The sequence below is a fragment of the Sphingomonas lycopersici genome (assembly GCF_026130605.1).
Lineage (GTDB): Bacteria > Pseudomonadota > Alphaproteobacteria > Sphingomonadales > Sphingomonadaceae > Sphingomonas > Sphingomonas lycopersici.
The window spans coordinates 112,675-128,468 of the sequence record NZ_JANFAU010000008.1; the positions used below are offsets into that span (position 1 = coordinate 112,675).

The following is a 15,794-nucleotide window of genomic DNA, read 5'->3' on the forward strand; positions in this document are numbered from 1 at the left end:
AATGCCAAGCGACAGTAAAAGTCGATTGTACGCGCCATCGGAGGCGCCCGGCCGGGCCTGATCGCGTCAGTCTCGCCCAAGGGCACCGCCGGTGGCGTCCCAACGAGGTGAGACATGGATTTCGTACCACAGACCGCACGCGGCCTGCTGAGCCTGTCGCGCCAATGGCGCGGGAGAGTCGCGCCGAGCTGGGCCGACGCGATCGCCTTTCTGCTGCTCGCCGGCGGCGCGGTGCTGGTGATCCGCGGCGCGGAGGGGATGATCGCCCCGCTGTCGCGGCTGCATATCGCGCCGGTGACGCTCGATCCCGCCAATCTGCCGGGCTATGCGCTGCGCACCACGCTTCGGATGTTCGCCGCGCTCGGCGCGAGCCTCGTCTTCACCTTCGTCGTCGCGACGCTCGCCGCCAAGAGCCGGCGCGCGGGGATGGTGATCGTCCCCGCGCTCGATATCCTGCAATCGGTGCCGATCCTCGGCTTCCTCACCTTCACCGTCACCTTCTTCATGGGGCTGTTCCCGGCGAGCCAGCTCGGCGTCGAGCTGGCGGCGATCTTCGCCATCTTCACCAGCCAGGCGTGGAACATGGCGTTCAGCTTCTATCAGTCGCTGCGCTCGGTGCCCAACGACCTCGAGGAAGTCGCGGACAGTTTCGCGCTCTCGCCGTGGCGGCGCTTCATCCGGCTCGACCTGCCCTTCGCCACCCCGGCCTTGGTGTGGAATGCGATGATGTCGATGTCGGGCGGCTGGTTCTTCGTCGTCGCGTCGGAGGCGATCAGCGTCGGCGATACGCGGATCATGCTCCCCGGAATCGGCTCGTACCTCGCACTGGCGATCGACCGACAGGATTTCGTCAGCGTCGGCTGGGCGGTCGCGGCGATGGCGGTGGTGATCCTGCTCTACGACCAGTTCGTGTTCCGCCCGGTGGTGGTGTGGGCCGATCGCTTCCGCTTCGAGCAGACCGCGAGCGCGCACCGCCCGCGCTCCTGGGCCTATGACCTGTTCCGCCGCACCCGGCTGTTGCCGGTGATCTTCGCCCCGCTGACCGCGCTGGGGCAGGCGCTGATGACGCTCGATCGCCGTGTGGCGCAACGCGCGCGACGCGAACCTACGGAGCGTAGCGACGTCGGCCGTTGGCTGTGGCTCGCGCTGGTCGCCGGCGCGGTCGGCTGGGCGGTGTGGCTGATCGCCGGCTATGTCGCGCACAATCTGTCGGCCGGCGACGTGCTGCGCGCCTTCGGGCTCGGGGTGATCACGATGGTCCGCGTGCTCGTGCTGATCGCGCTCGCCAGCCTGATCTGGGTGCCGATCGGGGTGTGGATCGGGCTGCGCCCGCGCTGGGCCGAGCGGCTCCAGCCGGTCGCGCAATTCCTCGCCGCCTTTCCCGCCAACGTGCTGTTCCCGTTCGCGGTGATCGCGATCGTCCACTGGCACCTCAACCCCGATATCTGGCTGTCGCCGCTGATGGTGCTGGGGACGCAATGGTATATCCTGTTCAACGTCATTGCGGGCGCGAGCGCGATCCCCAACGATCTGCGCGAGGCGGCGGGGATGTTCGGCGTGAGGCGCTGGCAATGGTGGCGCAGCCTCGCGATCCCCGGCATCTTCCCTTATTATGTCACCGGCGCGCTGACCGCCTCGGGCGGGTCGTGGAACGCCAGCATCGTCGCCGAGCTGGTGATGTGGGGCAATCAGAAGCTCACCGCGACCGGGCTCGGCGCCTATATCGCGCAGGCCACCGCCGATGGCGATTTCCCGCGCGTGACGCTGGGCATCGCGGTGATGTCGATCTTCGTCATCGGGTTCAACCGGCTGCTGTGGCGGCCGCTCTACGCTTATGCCGACCGCCGGTTGCGGCTCGGCTGACCAGAGGAGACGCAATCATGGCCACCCTCGCCCGCCTCCCCGCCGCCGCCCCGCTCGTCACCGTCGCGGGGGTCCGCCACCATTATGGCAAGAGCACCGGCGACCTTCTGGTGCTCGACAATGTCGATCTGACGCTCAACGAGGGCGAGGTCGTCGGGCTGCTCGGCCGCTCGGGCTCGGGCAAGTCGACCCTGCTGCGCTCGATCGCCGGGCTGATCGCGCCGAGCGAGGGCGAGATCCGCTTCGAGCCGCAGCTCGACGGCAGCGCCCCGAGCGTCAGCATGGTGTTCCAGACCTTCGCGCTGTTCCCGTGGCTTACCGTGCTGCAAAATGTGGAACTGGGGCTGGAGGCGCAGCGCGTCCCCGCCGAGGAGCGCCGCACCCGTGCGCTGGCCGCGATCGACCTGATCGGGCTCGACGGCTTCGAGAACGCCTATCCCAAGGAATTGTCGGGCGGGATGCGCCAGCGCGTCGGCCTCGCGCGCGCGATCGTCGTCAATCCCTCGCTGCTGCTGATGGACGAGCCCTTCTCCGCACTCGACGTGCTGACCGCCGAGACGCTGCGCACCGATCTGCTCGATCTGTGGTCCGAAGGGCGGATGCCGATCAAGTCGATCCTGATCGTCACCCATAATATCGAGGAAGCGGTGCTGATGTGCGACCGCATCCTTGTCTTCGCCTCCAATCCCGGGCGGATCGCGGCGGAGATCAAGGTCGATCTACCCCAGCCGCGCGACCGGCTCGATCCGGCGTTCCGCGCGTTGGTCGAGGATATCTATGCCCGCATGACCGCGCGCACCGTGGCGCAACCGGCGCGCGACGGGCTGTTCCCGGGCACGGGCATCTCGATGGTGCTGCCGGTCGTCTCGACCAACGCGCTCGCCGGGCTGATCGAGGAGGTCGACGCCACCCCGTTCGACGGCCGCGCGGCGATGGCCGATCTGTCCGATCAGCTCCAGCTCGAGATCGACGACCTGTTCCCGATGGCGGAAACGCTGCAATTGATGCGCTTCGCCGATCTGTCGGGGGGCGATCTTTTGCTCACCCCGGCGGCGCGGCGCTATGCCCAGGCCGATACCGACGCGCGCAAGGCGATCTTCGCGCAGGCGCTGGTCCAGCATGTCCCGCTCGCCCAGCACATCCGCCGCATCCTCGACGAACGCCCGAGCCACACCGCCCCCGCGCGGCGCTTCCGCGACGAGCTGGAGGACCATATGTCCCCCGATTATGCCGACGAGACGCTGCGCGCGGTGACGCACTGGTGCCGCTATGCCGAATTGTTCGCCTATGACGAGGATGCGGACGAATTCAGCCTCGACAATCCGATCTGATCTCCTTCGCCGCTCTTCTTCTCCCCTCCCTTGAACAAGGGAGGGTCGGGGATGGGTTGGCCTGCGAGGAAGCGTATCGGTGCCCCCATACCCGCCCCCCACCCCCTCCCTTCCCTTCTCCAGGGAGGGGAGAGGAAGGGGCGCGCCCTTGATCCTGGAACAAATCGGGAATATATAGACCGTACCGGCTATATCGCGCCTGTGCGCCGCGTTCGCCCACTAGGGATAGTGTTATCCCCAGAAAAAATCGGTGAGCCGATCCTTTTAGGCATTGGACGCGGGGGCCGGTCGGGTTAAGCTCCATCCGGTGGCAGGGACGTCGGGATATTCCCTTCGTCCGCCGGGGGGCAGGTCATTGGGAAAGCGACAGAAAATGCGTATGCCCAATTTCGCCGCAGTCGCATCGACGCGTCCGTTTCACGGGCTGGGTCGCCTCGCGCCGCCGCTCCTCGCGCTGTCGCTCGCCGCCTGCGCGCATCAGGTGCCGTCGGCGGTGAACCACGCGGCCGATACGCCCGGGTTCCTGCTCGGCTTGTGGCACGGTTTCATCTTCCCGGTGGCGTGGGTGCTCTCGCTGTTCATGCCGGATGTCGCGGTCTATGCGGTGCCCAACAACGGCGGCTGGTATGATTTCGGCTTCTTCGTCGGGATCGTCTTCTTCGGCGTCGGCGCGCGCAAGACGCGCACCGTCACCGTCGTGAAATGGCGCAACCGGTGACGATCCAGGTCGCCATCATGTATGCCGTCGCCGTGGTGCTGGCGCTGACCGGCGCGGGGCTGCTGCTCGCGCTGATCCGGCCGAGCGGGCCGGCCAAGGTCTATGTCTTCCGCATGACCGGGATCATGGCACTCGCCGCCGGCGCGGTGCTCGCGATGAGCGCCACCGCAATGTGGCGCGGCGGGCTGACGTGATGCGCCGTTCCCCTGCCTTTCTTCCTATGTTCGAATTTCTCTCGGAGTAATCCCCATGCCCCTCCTCCAAGCCTCCAAACAGTACAAGCCGTTCGAATATCCGTGGGCGTTCGAATATTGGAAGCGTCAGCAGCAGCTTCACTGGCTGCCCGAGGAAGTGCCGCTGGGCGAGGATTGCCGCGATTGGGCGCAGAAGCTGACCGATCACGAGCGCAATTTGCTGACGCAGATCTTCCGCTTCTTCACCCAGGCGGACGTCGAGGTGCAGGATTGCTACCACGAGAAATACGGCCGCGTGTTCAAGCCGACCGAGATCAAGATGATGCTGACCGCGTTCAGCAACATGGAGACGGTGCATATCGCCGCCTACAGCCATCTGCTCGACACGATCGGCATGCCGGAAAGCGAATATGGCGCGTTCCTCGATTATGCCGAGCTGAAGGACAAGCACGATTACCTCCAGCGCTTCGGGGTCGAGAATGACGAGGATATCGCGCGGACGCTGGCGATGTTCGGCGGGTTCACCGAGGGGGTGCAGCTCTTCGCCAGCTTCGCGATGCTGATGAACTTTCCGCGCTTCAACAAGATGAAGGGTATGGGGCAGATCGTCAGCTGGTCGGTGCGCGACGAGAGCTTGCATTGCGAGGGGATCATCCGCCTGTTCCACACCTTCGTGAAGGAGCGCGGTTGCCTGACCAAGGCGGTGAAGGACGATATCGCCGACGTCTGCCAGACGACCGTGCGGCTCGAGGATAATTTCATCGACCTCGCGTTCGAGATGGGGCCGGTCAACGGCATGGCGCCCAAGGATATCAAGAAATATATCCGCTACATCGCCGACTGGCGGCTGGGGCAGCTCGGGCTCAAGCCGATCTATATGATCGACGAACACCCGCTGCCGTGGCTCACCCCGCTGCTCAACGGGGTCGAGCACGCCAATTTCTTCGAGACCCGCGCGACCGAATATTCGAAGGCGGCGACCCGCGGCCAATGGTCCGACGTGTGGGACAGCTTCGACACGCGCCAGAAGGCCAAGGCCGGCAAGGCGGCGAACGAGGATGCCTCGGGCGGCGAAGGCGATATGTTCTCGGCGGCCGGCGTCGCCGCGGAGTGAGCCCGCGAGTGGCGGCGCGTGCCGCCCCTCGCTCGTTCGATTTCGCTGAACGCCAGGCGTTAAAGCAGGAGGCGCCATAAAATCCGTTCGCCCTGAGCTCGTCGAAGGGCTGTCTTTCTTCCTTGCGAAGAAAAAGGCAGGGCTTCGACAAGCTCAGGGCGAACGGAGGATAGGTGGTCATGCTTCAGCGTCAGCCACTCACTCCCGCGCGAATTGCGCATTTCCCTCGAAGCCGAGCCGGGTGATCCCCGCGCGCTTCACCGTCGCGAGCGTCTCGACGAACAGGCCGTAGCGCGTCGCGGCGTCGCTGCGGATCACCAGTGAATTCTGCGGATCGGCACGCAATAGCGCGAGCCTCGCCTTCAATCCGGCCTGATCCACCGCCGCCCCGTCGAGCCGCAACCCGCCGTCGCTCAGCAATTCCAGCCGGTGCGTCGTGATCGGCAGCGTGCGCGCAGGCGCCGGCTGCGGCAATTCCATCGGCACCTGATTGAGCATCGGCGGAATGGTGATCACGAACATGATCAGCAACACCAGCATCACGTCGATCAGCGGCGTGGTGTTGATCGTCCCGATCGGTTCCTCGGCAACGACAGGCGACGCAAACGAACGGACTCGGCGCATAGCACATCCCCTCGATATGTAATGAAATACCATCACACATCCTGCGCCTCGTCAAGCGCGTCCCCGCGCACCGCGCGTTAACCTTTGCCCCGCATCATCGCCGGCATGTTGCCGACGCCGCGCCTGTTCCGCAGCCGTTGGGCGGCCCTGTGGTGGGCCGCCGGGATCCTGTGGTTCGCGATCGAGGTGGCCGGGGTCAAACCGGGCGGCCACGCCGCCGCCAACGCGACGACCGCCAATGCCGCGACCGAGGCGACCGACGCGACCGGCAGCGCGGTCGACCAGCGCGACCTCGCCACCCTCGCCAATGCGATGGGGCGTTAGGGCGACATATGACCCGTTGCCCTGAGCTTGTCGAAGGGCAGCCCCACCTCTCGGACGGCAGGACGGCCTTCGACAGGCTCAGGGCGAACGGAATGGTCTGGATTGAACGCACAATATTGAAAAAGGGCGGGAACCGTCGCCGGCCCCCGCCCTTCCGTCATGCGCGCACAGTTACGCTACGCGTGCGCGAACCGGCATGACGTTACCTCAGAACGCTTTGACCAGACCCATCATCGGGCGGAAGCTGTGGAAATTGCCGAAGGTCGAAACCTCGCCGCGCAGGCGGATCCCGCCGTCGCTCTGGGCGCCCAGATCCCGCGGGCCGACTTCGAAGCCGATGCCATAGGTCCAGTCGTTATAGTGACGATCGGTATCGACGCGCTTGTCGAAATTGACCCACTGATAGCCGACCTTGCCATAGATCAGCCCGCTATGCCCGGCGCGCACGCCGATGCGGCCCGCGGCGCCATATTCCCAATTGATATCGCCCGAGAAGCCCTTGGCGACATTACCCTCGGCGCCGACGAACACCGGCCCGACCGGGACGTTGACCCCGGCCACGGCCTGCACCAGCCCGCCGTTGAGCTTGTCCGACGACGCGACCGGCGGAATCCCGGCCTTGTTCGGCTGGTTGTCGAAGCCTTCCCAGCCGCCCATCACGCCGAAATAGGGTTCGATGCGGTTGGCGCGGTCGGTGTCGGGTGCCGGCGCGCTGGCCTGATCCTGCGCGATCGCCGGCAGCGCAGCAAAGGTCGCGGCGACGGCCGCGGCGGACAGCATGAATTTACGCATGACTAAACCTCTTTTACTCCTTCCCTGGTGGATACTGGGGCGAGCACATCGCCCTGCACCGGGACTGATCGAACCCGCCCGCCACCCGATTTGTTGCACCGCAAACCGAAAAAACCGGCCGAAATCCGCGGTTGTTGCGTTGATGTCACGGTTTCTTTCGCTGCGATGAACCAATTGCGGCGGGGATCGGGCAAGCGCATGGCCGGCGGCGGGCGCGCCCGCTTACCTACTCCCCTTCCCTGGTGAAGGGAGGGGCTGGGGGTGGGTGGGTATGAGGCTGGCGATCCGGTGCCCCCCACACCAACCCGCCCCCGCCCCCTCCCTGGTGAAGGGAGGGGAGAGAGCTTTCACTCGTGTGAACTTCGTGAACTTTGCCGGGCGATCTCAATCGCGGATGAACGGCCGCAGCGGCGCGGGGCGGTAGCGCCCCGCCGCGACGAAGCCGGTGTTGCGGAACCCCGGCTTGCCATAGCGGAACGGACGGTTGTCGGGATCCAGCGTCGTGCCGCCGGCCGCTCGCAGCAGCGCGTCGCCCGCGGCGGTATCCCATTCCATCGTCGGCCCGGTGCGCGGATAGACATCGGCCTCGCCGCTCGCCACCAGCGCGAACTTCAGGCTCGACCCGACCGACACGCAATCGCAGATCCCGCCAGCGTCGAGCCACGCCGCGGTCGCCGGATCGGCGTGGCTGCGCGACGCGACCGCACAGGGTGGCGTATGCGGATCGCGCACCGCGATCCTGCGCTCGGCGGCGCGTGGCGCGTCCGGTGCGCGATCCGCGCGCCACGCCTGCCCGATCGTGGCGTCGCCCCAATAAAGCGCGTTGCGCGCGGGGGCATAGACCACCCCCATCGTCGGCGCGCCCTGTTCGATCAGCCCGATATTGACCGTGAAATCATTGCCGCGCCGGATGAATTCCTTGGTGCCGTCGAGCGGGTCGACAAGGAAGAAGGCGCCGTCGACATCGGGCACGCGCCCGGCGGCGGCCTCTTCCTCGGCGACGATCGGGATATGCGGGGCAACCTCGGCAAGCCCGGCAAGGATCGCCGCCTCGGCGGCGTGATCGGCGGCGGTGACGGGGGATTCGTCAGGCTTGATCGTGACCGTCGCGCCCTCGACGAAATGCCGCCACACGATGTCCCCGGCGGCCTCCGCCAATGCGATCAGCGCCTCGAGCAGCACGCCGCGATCCAGCCCGTCAATCGCTGCCTTGCCCGTCATATTCGCGATCTTCCTCTGCGCCCACCACACCGTCACCCCGGCCCTTCGACTGCCTGCAAGGCAGGCGCTCAGGGCAGGCCGAGCCGGGGTCCATCGTGCCGCATGCTCAGCGGCAAGAACCTCTTGTCCAGCCTTTGCCTCCCGATGGACCCCGGCTCAAGGCCGGTGACGGAAAGGGTTCGATCGAGCCGCTCTAATCCTCGCCGCTGCTCGCACGCCAGCAACTATTTCTCCTACCGCGATATCGCTTGCCGTGGCGCGTATCGCGCCTATGCCGGAAGCTCCGGGAAACATCCCGCGACTCGCGTTTTCTAGGGAGAGGCACGATGTTCAGCCATATGATGATCGGTTCGAACGATCTCGATCGTTCGCGCAAATTCTACGACGCCGTATTCGGCGCGGTCGGCGGCAAGCCGGGCATCCAGGACGAGAAGGGCCGGCTGGTCTATCTGCACAACGGCGGTATCTTCATGATCACCAAGCCGATCGACGGCGAAGCCGCGACGCACGGCAACGGCAGCACGATCGGCTTCGCGATGGACGGGCCGGCGCAGGCCGATGCGTGGCACCAGGCCGGGGTCGCGGCGGGCGGCACCGCGATCGAGGATGCGCCCGGGGTCCGCTCGGGCGGCGGGATGAACCTCTATCTCGCCTATCTGCGCGATCCCGACGGCAACAAGCTCTGCGCGCTCCACCGTATGCCGTAAGTCCCCGTTCGCCCTGAGCTTGTCGAAGGGCTGCCCTTCTTCCTCGCGAAGAAAGTGCAGGGCTTCGACGGGCTCAGCCCGAACGGTGGAGGGGAGCCCCTGACTTGACCTCGGTCACGCCGGCGTAAACGCCACCTCCAGCCGCCGCACCGCATGGACGAAATTGTTCGGCGCGATATCCATCTCGCCGGTCCAGCGGATATCGGGGAAGCGCGCGAAGATCTGGCGATAGGCTTCCTCGAGCTGCAATTGCGCGGTCATCCGCCCGATGCAGATATGCGGGCCGTAGCCGAAGGCGATATTCTTCTCGGCATTGGCGCGGGTGATATCGAAGCGATCGGCATCGGCGAACATCGCATCATCGCGATTGGCCGCGCCATAATACATGATCACCTTCTCGCCCTCGGCGATGCGCTGCCCGCCGATCTCGGTATCGCGCGTCGCGGTGCGGCGCATGTAGATGACGGGGGAGACCATCCGCGTGATCTCGTGCACCGCATTGCTCAACAGCGTGCCGTCGGCCTGTAGCCGGGCCTTCTGATCGGGATTTTCGGTGAACAATTTCATCGCCCCGCTCAGCGAGTTGCGCGTCGTATCATTGCCGGCGAAAACGATCAGCAGCCACGCGCCGTCGAGATAGGGATCGGGCAAATGCTCGCCGTCGACGGTCGCATTGGCGATCGCGCTCATCAGATCGGGCTGCGGATCGGCGCGACGCTTGGCGAGCATATGCCGGCCGTAATCGAACATATCCGCGACATTGGTGTTGAACAGCTCGATGAACGCCGCGATCTGCGGACTGGGTTCGGACAGGCCGTCGAGCTGGTCGATCTGCTCCATCGCCACCTGCTGCGCCATTTCGAGGAAATGGATCCAGCCCATGAAGCGCTCGCGATCCGCCTCGGGCACCCCGAGCATCTCGCACAAAGTGAAGATCGGCAGCCGCTGGCTGAACTTCTCGACCATGTCGCAGGTGCCGAGCGGCGCCATCGCGTCGAGCAGCCGGGTCACCTCCCCTGCCACCCGCTCGCGCAGGCCCCTGATATAGGTCGCGGTGAAATAGGGCATATGCTCCTTGCGGAGCTGGCGATGCGGCAGCGCATCGAGGTTGATCATCGAATTGGTCGAGGCGGAGAACAAGGTCGGGTGGCGCGTCTCCTCCGGCCCCAGCGCCATCAGGATGCCGCCCTTTTCGGAGCTGAACGTCTCGGGATCGCCGTTGACGCGCTTGACGTCCTCGAACCGCGTCACCGCCCAGAAGCCGACCCCGCTGCGCGGCATCGGGTGCCACATCACCGGCGCCTCAGCGCGCATCCGCGCATAGTCCGCCCAGGGCTGCCCCTTGGTGAAGGCATAGATGTCCGAAAGATCGACGTCGAGGAGCGTGGGATAGACCTGGCCGAGTGTCGGCCCCTCGCGCCCCTCGACGATATGATCGCTGACCAGCCGCATGTGTCGCTCTCCTAGGGACGCACCACCATCTTGCATTGCGCCTCGGGATCGCCGAGCGCGCGAAAGGCATCGGCGACGCCCTCCAGCCCCACTTCGGCGGTGATCGCCGGGCGCACGTCGATCACCCCTTCGGCGATATGATGGAGCGTGCGGGCGAATTCCTCGGGGGTGTAGCCGAGCACGAATTTGAGCTCGAGGCTCTTGTTGATGCACAGAAACGGCTCGATCGCGTCGGTCTGCATGCACACCCCGACGACGAGGATCTGCGACCCCACCGGTACCGCCTCGATCAGCGACTGGATCACCCCGGGCACCCCGACGCATTCGAAGATCACCGCGCGCTTGCCGGTATTGCCGGTCAGCGCGAGCACCGACCGCTCGGTGCGCGAATGCGGCACCCCCAGCGCGCTCCAGCGGGAATGCGGATTTTCCGCCGCCGGATCGATCACCACATCGGCGCCGAACGCCTCGGCCACGCGGCGCCGCGCGGGGGAATAGTCTGACGCGATCACCGGCCCCAGCCCGCGCGCCTTGAGCGCGGCGATCACCGCCAGCCCGACCGGGCCGCAGCCGACGACGAGATTGACGGTATCCGGCCCCGCATCGCTTTCCGCCACGGCATGTTCGCCGACCGCGAACGGCTCGGTCATCGCCGCCTGGACGTCGCCGAGGCCGTTGGGGACCGCGAGCAGCATCGGCTCGGTCAGCACGATCGCCTCGCCGAACCCGCCGGGGTAGCGGTTCGAATAGCCGACCGTTTCGAAGCCTTGCGGGGTGGCGACCACCGGCATTGCGACGACCCGCGTCCCCGCCTTCAATCGCCGGTCGGTATCGGGGCCGTGATCGAGGATTTCGGCGCAGAATTCGTGGCCGAAGACGATATCGCGGGTCGGATCGATCAGCGCGGGCTCGCCGCTGCGCCGCCCGAGTTCGACCATTGTTTCCATCGCATGCACGGCATGAAGATCGGAGCCGCAGATCCCGCAGCACAGGGTCCGCGCCAGCACCTGTCCCGCGCCCGGCGTCGGATCGGGGACGCTATCGAGTACCAGCGACGCGCCGCGGCGGACGACCGCCCTCATTCCGCGGCGTCCGTTTTCTTGTCGAGCCCCATCGCCGCGAGGATTTCGGGGCGGATATTCTCGGTGCCCTTCTGCTGGATATGCTGCGCGACCCGCGCGCCGACCGCCGCCTGCGCCTCGCCGATGAAGCGTGGCCGGTTGTCGCGCGCCCAGGCGAGCGAGGTATCGCGGTTGATGTTGAGATCCTGGAACTTGGGCATCACGTAGCGCGCGATCAGCTCGTAGGATTTCTTCTTGGCGTCCCATTCGGCCCAATTGGTGTCGAGCGTCAGGAACGCGCCGAACCCGCCCGATTGCTGCTGGAGCCGCTCGATCTGGCGAACCGCATCCTCGGGCGTCCCGACCACCGCCATGCCGTTGTCGACCAGGGCATCGATCGGATCGCCCTCGGTCGGGGCGAGCGGCAGCGCGGCGACCTCGCGGAAATAATAGAGCCAGTCCTCGATCCCGAAGCGCACCTGCGCGCGCGCCTCCTCGCGCGTCGCGGCGACGTGCATCGGGCCGACCAGCCGCCAGCGGCCGCGGTCCATCGTCTTGCCGTTCTCGCGCGCGACATCTTCGGCGATCGCCCAATTGGAGGCGAGCGCGTTGAACCCGCCGGTCTGCGTCGCGCCGATCGACAGGATGCCGACCCCGTTGCGCCCCGCCGCCTGCGCGCCGGTCGGCGACACCTGGCTCGCCACCGCAATCTCGACCGAGGGGCGGGTATAGGGCGTCATCTGCAACTTGGCTTCGGCGAGCTCGAACCAGTCGGTCTTGCGCGTCACCGTCTCGCCGCGCAGCAGCCGCACCAGCACGTCGAGCGCCTCGTCCATCCGGTCGCGCTGCTTCGCCACCGGGATGCCCATCATGAAGGCGTCGGAGGGCAAGGCCCCCGGCCCGACCCCGAACATCACCCGCCCGCGCGTCATGTGATCGAGCTGGTTGATGCGGTCCGCCAGCATCAGCGGGTGGTGATAGGGCAGCGACGACACCCCGGTGCCGAGCCGGATGTTGCGCGTCCGCTCGGCGGCGAAGGCGATGAAGAGTTCGGGGCTGGCGATCAGCTCATAGCCGGCGGAATGATGCTCGCCGATCCACGCTTCGTCATAGCCGAGCTTGTCGAGATGGACGACCAGATCGAGATCGCGTTCGATCGCCTGAGTCGGATTCTCCCGCAACGGGTGGAACGGCGCGATGAACGTGCCGAATCGCAGCTTCTCGCCCATGAAGCGTCTCTCCTTGCTACATAACTTTTGTTCTGCGACGCAGGCTATGGGAGAGTCGGGGCGGAATCCAGCTTATTCGTGCGGGCTAAATTGGAGGACGCAAACTCTCCCCGTTCGCCCTGAGCTTGTCGAAGGGTCGCCCTTCTTTGCGAGGAAGAAAGTGCAGGGCTTCGACAGGCTCAGCCCGAATGGGGAGAGGTGGTTCTACTCGTTCGTTCTCCGCCGCCGCCGGAAGCTCGCGCGCGCGATCCACGCGCCCAATCCGAGCAGCACCAGCGGCGCCAGCCACAAGGGCAAGGTGACCGCCGAAAGCGGCGGATCGTAGGTGATATAATCGCCGTAGCGCGCGATCAGCCATTTGCGGATCTGCGCGGGCGTCTCCCCCGCGGCGATGCGCTGGCGGATCATCGCGCGCATGTCGCCCGCCATATCGGCGTCGCTGTCGGCGATCGACTGGCCCTGGCAGACGACGCAACGCACCGTTTCCATCAGCGCCTTGGCCTTCGCCTCCTGCGCGGCATCGGGCAATTGGGTATAGGCCAAGGCAGCGGGCGGCAGCCCCGAATCCGCCGCAGCCGGCGCGGCGCACAGCAACAGCGCGAGGAGCGCGGCACGCCTCATCGCGCGGCGCGCCACGCCTGATAGATCGCGTCCACCTCGTCGGCCCGGATATCGCCGACATGCTGCTTCACGATCTTGCCCTGCCCGTCGATGATGAACGTCTCGGGCACCCCCGACGAGCCGAGCGAGAGCTGGACGCGGCTCACCTTGTCGTCGCCGATCGCGCGATAGGGATCGCCGTTGCGCGCGAGGAACGCGGTCACCGCCGACGGGGTATCGCGGATCGCGATCCCCTCGATCGGCACCCCCATTTCCTTGAGCCGCATCAGTTGCGGCGCTTCGGCGATGCACGGGATGCACCAGCTCGCGAAGATATTGATCAGCCGCGGCTGGCCGGCACGGAATTCGGCAGCGGCGACCCCCGGCTTGCCCGGAACGAGCGGCGGCAGCGCGAAATCGGGCACCGGCTGGCCGACCATCGCCGAATAGACAGTGCGATCGGCCGGCTTCATCAGCTCGCGCGCGGCGAACCCGAGCACGACCAGCAGCGCGAGCAGCGGCAGCCAGAGCAACCAGCGCCTCATGCCCAGGCCGCCTCCATCGCACGCCGCGTCGCGCGACGCTCGCGCAGGATATGCCCGAGCATCGACAGCGCCCCGCCGATCGCGACCATCGCCCCGCCGAGCCAGATCAACGTCACCCACGGCTTCCACCACAAGCGCAGCTGCCAGCGCCCGGCGTTATCGGGCTGGCCGAGCACGGTGTAGAGCTGGCCGTCGAGCGTCGTCGCGATCGCGCTCTCGCTGGTGTTGGTGACGGGGTTGGCGAAGAAGCGCGATTGCGGGCGGAGATAGAAGGTCGCGCCATCCTCGCCGCGCTGGACCGCGAGCCGCGCCTCAAGCGCCGACCAATTGGCGCCGAGCACCGGATTCACCCCTTCGAAGGTGACGCTGAACGGGCCGACCTGCACCGGCTCGCCGACCCGCGCGGCGACCAGCCGCTCCTCGGTCCAGGTGGTCGAGGCGGCCATGCCGGCCAGCGTCACCGCGATGCCGAGATGCGCGACGACCATCCCGTAGAGGAACAGCGGCGCGCGGCGCAGATCGCGCTTCCACAAGGGCGCGACGCTCGCCACCGCCAGCCCCGCCGCGAGCGCCAGCCCGGCGAGCGACAAGGCGCCGACCGGCTTGGACGACAGCACGAACACCCCGGCGCCCGCGAACAAAGTCGCGGCGATCGGCAGCATCAGCCGTTCGAGCACCGCCTGCATATCGTCGCGGCGCCAGCGCAGCAGCGGCCCGGCGGCCATCACCGCGACCAGCACCAGCGCGATCGGCCCCGCGGTGCCATCGAAGAACGGCGGCCCGACCGACAATTGCGTCCCCATCGCCGCCGCGACGATCGGGTAGAAGGTGCCGATCAGCACCAGCCCGAGGATCACCGAGAGCAACAGGTTGTTGATCACCAGCCCGCCCTCGCGGCTGAGGAATTCGAAGGTGTTGCCCGCCCGCACCGTGCCGACGCGCAACGCGAACAGCGCGAGCGCGCCGCCGATATAGATCGCCAGCAAGGCAAGGATGAACGCCCCGCGCTCGGGATCGACCGCAAAGGCGTGGACGCTGGTGAGAATGCCCGAACGGACGAGGAAGGTGCCGATCATCGACATCGAGAAAGCGACCACCGCGAGCATCACCGTCCAGGCGCGCAGGCCGTCGCGCGTCGCGAGCACGGTGACCGAATGGAGCAGCGCGGTCGCGGCGAGCCACGGCATCAGCGAGGCATTCTCCACCGGGTCCCAGAACCACCAGCCGCCCCAGCCGAGCTCATAATAGGCCCAATAGCTGCCCGCGGTGATGCCGAGCGTCAGGAAGATCCACGCCCCCAGCACCCACGGCCGCATCGCGCGCGCGAAGGCCGGGCCGACGTCGCGCGTCACCAGGGCGCCGATCGCGAAGGAGAAAGCAACCGACAGGCCGACATAGCCGATGTAGAGCGTCGGCGGGTGGAAGGCGAGGCCGGGGTCCTGCAGCAACGGGTTGAGCCCCGCCCCGTCGGGCGGCGCAGGATCGGCGCGGCCGAACGGGTTGGAGGCGAACAGCAGGAAGGCGTAGAAGCCGAGCGCGATCGCGGCCTGCCCACCGAGCGTGGCGATCAAGGTGCGTTCGTCGAGTCGCCGCTCGAACAGCGCCACCGCACCCCCGGCGAGCCCGAGGATCGTGACCCACAAGAGCATCGAGCCTTCGTGATTGCCCCAGGCGCCGGCGAATTTGTACAGCATCGGCTTGGCCGAATGGCTGTTCTCAGCCACCAGCGCGACCGACATGTCGGAGGCGCAGAACACCGCGATCAACGCGCCCATCGCGATCAGCGCCATGATCCCCTGCACGATCGCCACCGGGCGGACCGCGCCGAGCAGGGTCGCCTCGCCGCGCTTCACCGCAAGCCCCGCGAGCAGCAATTGCAGCCCGGCGAGCGCGGCGGCGAGCCATAAAGCGGCGAGGCCGGCTTCGGCGGTCACGCGCGGTCGCTCCGCACGGGTGCGGCGGACATCATGGGGCGTTGACGATCAGGACGCATCGGTCGCCGCTCTTGCGGCACGATGC

16 protein-coding genes are annotated in these 15,794 nt (G+C 66.9%); 7 read left to right on the forward strand and 9 right to left on the reverse strand.

Annotated elements, in window-relative coordinates; genetic code table 11:
* The first annotated feature begins 114 nt into the window (after nucleotides 1–114).
* The 5 genes from NED98_RS16145 to NED98_RS16165 all read left to right on the forward strand — a co-directional run bounded on the left by NED98_RS16145 (nucleotide 115) and on the right by NED98_RS16165 (nucleotide 5,220).
* Nucleotides 115–1,863 (forward strand): ABC transporter permease, encoded by a 1,749-nt coding sequence (locus tag NED98_RS16145; protein ID WP_265313661.1) that lies wholly within the window; start codon nucleotides 115–117, stop codon nucleotides 1,861–1,863.
* A 17-nt stretch (nucleotides 1,864–1,880) separates the two neighbouring features.
* Entirely contained in the window at nucleotides 1,881–3,194 is a 1,314-nt protein-coding gene (locus NED98_RS16150; RefSeq protein WP_265313662.1) for an ABC transporter ATP-binding protein, read from the forward strand.
* Nucleotides 3,195–3,567: 373 nt separating this feature from the next.
* Nucleotides 3,568–3,912, forward strand: a complete 345-nt coding sequence (locus NED98_RS16155) for a hypothetical protein (protein WP_265313663.1) — start codon at nucleotides 3,568–3,570, stop codon at nucleotides 3,910–3,912.
* The gene (locus tag NED98_RS16160; protein WP_179512110.1) at nucleotides 3,909–4,106 is read left to right on the forward strand and encodes a hypothetical protein; all 198 of its coding nucleotides are present in this window, start codon (nucleotides 3,909–3,911) and stop codon (nucleotides 4,104–4,106) included. Before NED98_RS16155 ends, NED98_RS16160 begins: the two co-directional genes overlap by 4 nt.
* 55 nt (nucleotides 4,107–4,161) lie before the next feature.
* On the forward strand, nucleotides 4,162–5,220 hold the full coding sequence (locus tag NED98_RS16165; protein ID WP_179512111.1) for a ribonucleotide-diphosphate reductase subunit beta: 1,059 nt from the start codon (nucleotides 4,162–4,164) through the stop codon (nucleotides 5,218–5,220).
* A 198-nt stretch (nucleotides 5,221–5,418) separates the two neighbouring features.
* On the opposite strand, the gene NED98_RS16170 is transcribed toward NED98_RS16165, so the two are convergent.
* Entirely contained in the window at nucleotides 5,419–5,844 is a 426-nt protein-coding gene (locus NED98_RS16170; protein WP_179512112.1) for an ExbD/TolR family protein, read from the reverse strand.
* An 84-nt stretch (nucleotides 5,845–5,928) separates the two neighbouring features.
* Between NED98_RS16170 and NED98_RS16175 the strand changes: the two genes are divergently transcribed.
* Nucleotides 5,929–6,168 (forward strand): hypothetical protein, encoded by a 240-nt coding sequence (locus tag NED98_RS16175; RefSeq protein ID WP_265271503.1) that lies wholly within the window; start codon nucleotides 5,929–5,931, stop codon nucleotides 6,166–6,168.
* A gap of 207 nt (nucleotides 6,169–6,375) precedes the next feature.
* Here the strand turns inward: NED98_RS16175 and NED98_RS16180 are convergent, their stop codons facing one another.
* Nucleotides 6,376–6,960, reverse strand: coding sequence for an opacity protein (locus NED98_RS16180; RefSeq protein WP_265271502.1), 585 nt, complete (start codon nucleotides 6,958–6,960; stop codon nucleotides 6,376–6,378).
* Nucleotides 6,961–7,344: 384 nt separating this feature from the next.
* On the reverse strand, nucleotides 7,345–8,181 hold the full coding sequence (gene cysQ, locus NED98_RS16185; protein WP_265271498.1) for a 3'(2'),5'-bisphosphate nucleotidase CysQ: 837 nt from the start codon (nucleotides 8,179–8,181) through the stop codon (nucleotides 7,345–7,347).
* Between the two features lie 326 nt (nucleotides 8,182–8,507).
* On the opposite strand from cysQ, the gene NED98_RS16190 reads away from it, so the two are divergent.
* The gene (locus NED98_RS16190) at nucleotides 8,508–8,888 is read left to right on the forward strand and encodes a VOC family protein (RefSeq protein ID WP_265271496.1); all 381 of its coding nucleotides are present in this window, start codon (nucleotides 8,508–8,510) and stop codon (nucleotides 8,886–8,888) included.
* 114 nt (nucleotides 8,889–9,002) lie between these two features.
* Here NED98_RS16190 and NED98_RS16195 read toward each other — a convergent pair whose 3' ends face one another.
* From NED98_RS16195 to NED98_RS16220, 6 genes are all read right to left on the reverse strand, one after another.
* Nucleotides 9,003–10,340: a cytochrome P450 gene (locus tag NED98_RS16195; protein ID WP_265313664.1), complete on the reverse strand. Its 1,338-nt coding sequence runs from the start codon at nucleotides 10,338–10,340 to the stop codon at nucleotides 9,003–9,005.
* Nucleotides 10,341–10,351: 11 nt separating this feature from the next.
* Complete coding sequence (locus NED98_RS16200) at nucleotides 10,352–11,422, reverse strand: zinc-binding dehydrogenase (protein WP_265313665.1); 1,071 nt, start codon at nucleotides 11,420–11,422, stop codon at nucleotides 10,352–10,354.
* The gene (locus NED98_RS16205) at nucleotides 11,419–12,630 is read right to left on the reverse strand and encodes an LLM class flavin-dependent oxidoreductase (protein WP_265271490.1); all 1,212 of its coding nucleotides are present in this window, start codon (nucleotides 12,628–12,630) and stop codon (nucleotides 11,419–11,421) included. Before NED98_RS16205 ends, NED98_RS16200 begins: the two co-directional genes overlap by 4 nt.
* Before the next feature lie 204 nt (nucleotides 12,631–12,834).
* Complete coding sequence (locus NED98_RS16210; RefSeq protein ID WP_265313666.1) at nucleotides 12,835–13,251, reverse strand: cytochrome c-type biogenesis protein; 417 nt, start codon at nucleotides 13,249–13,251, stop codon at nucleotides 12,835–12,837.
* Nucleotides 13,248–13,775, reverse strand: a complete 528-nt coding sequence (locus NED98_RS16215; protein WP_265271487.1) for a DsbE family thiol:disulfide interchange protein — start codon at nucleotides 13,773–13,775, stop codon at nucleotides 13,248–13,250. Before NED98_RS16215 ends, NED98_RS16210 begins: the two co-directional genes overlap by 4 nt.
* Nucleotides 13,772–15,709, reverse strand: a complete 1,938-nt coding sequence (locus NED98_RS16220) for a heme lyase CcmF/NrfE family subunit (RefSeq protein ID WP_265313667.1) — start codon at nucleotides 15,707–15,709, stop codon at nucleotides 13,772–13,774. Before NED98_RS16220 ends, NED98_RS16215 begins: the two co-directional genes overlap by 4 nt.
* Between the last annotated feature and the right edge of the window lie 85 nt (nucleotides 15,710–15,794).

Bases quoted from the DNA above. Each gene is read 5' to 3' on its own strand.
- NED98_RS16180 (WP_265271502.1), bottom strand. From the start codon at position 6,960: ATGCGTAAATTCATGCTGTCCGCCGCGGCCGTCGCCGCGACCTTTGCT.
- NED98_RS16205 (WP_265271490.1), bottom strand. From the start codon at position 12,630: ATGGGCGAGAAGCTGCGATTCGGCACGTTCATCGCGCCGTTCCACCCG.
- NED98_RS16165 (WP_179512111.1), top strand. From the start codon at position 4,162: ATGCCCCTCCTCCAAGCCTCCAAACAGTACAAGCCGTTCGAATATCCG.
- NED98_RS16210 (WP_265313666.1), bottom strand. From the start codon at position 13,251: ATGAGGCGTGCCGCGCTCCTCGCGCTGTTGCTGTGCGCCGCGCCGGCT.
- NED98_RS16150 (WP_265313662.1), top strand. From the start codon at position 1,881: ATGGCCACCCTCGCCCGCCTCCCCGCCGCCGCCCCGCTCGTCACCGTC.
- NED98_RS16200 (WP_265313665.1), bottom strand. From the start codon at position 11,422: ATGAGGGCGGTCGTCCGCCGCGGCGCGTCGCTGGTACTCGATAGCGTC.
- NED98_RS16190 (WP_265271496.1), top strand. From the start codon at position 8,508: ATGTTCAGCCATATGATGATCGGTTCGAACGATCTCGATCGTTCGCGC.
- NED98_RS16195 (WP_265313664.1), bottom strand. From the start codon at position 10,340: ATGCGGCTGGTCAGCGATCATATCGTCGAGGGGCGCGAGGGGCCGACA.
- NED98_RS16170 (WP_179512112.1), bottom strand. From the start codon at position 5,844: ATGCGCCGAGTCCGTTCGTTTGCGTCGCCTGTCGTTGCCGAGGAACCG.
- NED98_RS16155 (WP_265313663.1), top strand. From the start codon at position 3,568: ATGCGTATGCCCAATTTCGCCGCAGTCGCATCGACGCGTCCGTTTCAC.
- cysQ (WP_265271498.1), bottom strand. From the start codon at position 8,181: ATGACGGGCAAGGCAGCGATTGACGGGCTGGATCGCGGCGTGCTGCTC.
- NED98_RS16145 (WP_265313661.1), top strand. From the start codon at position 115: ATGGATTTCGTACCACAGACCGCACGCGGCCTGCTGAGCCTGTCGCGC.
- NED98_RS16215 (WP_265271487.1), bottom strand. From the start codon at position 13,775: ATGAGGCGCTGGTTGCTCTGGCTGCCGCTGCTCGCGCTGCTGGTCGTG.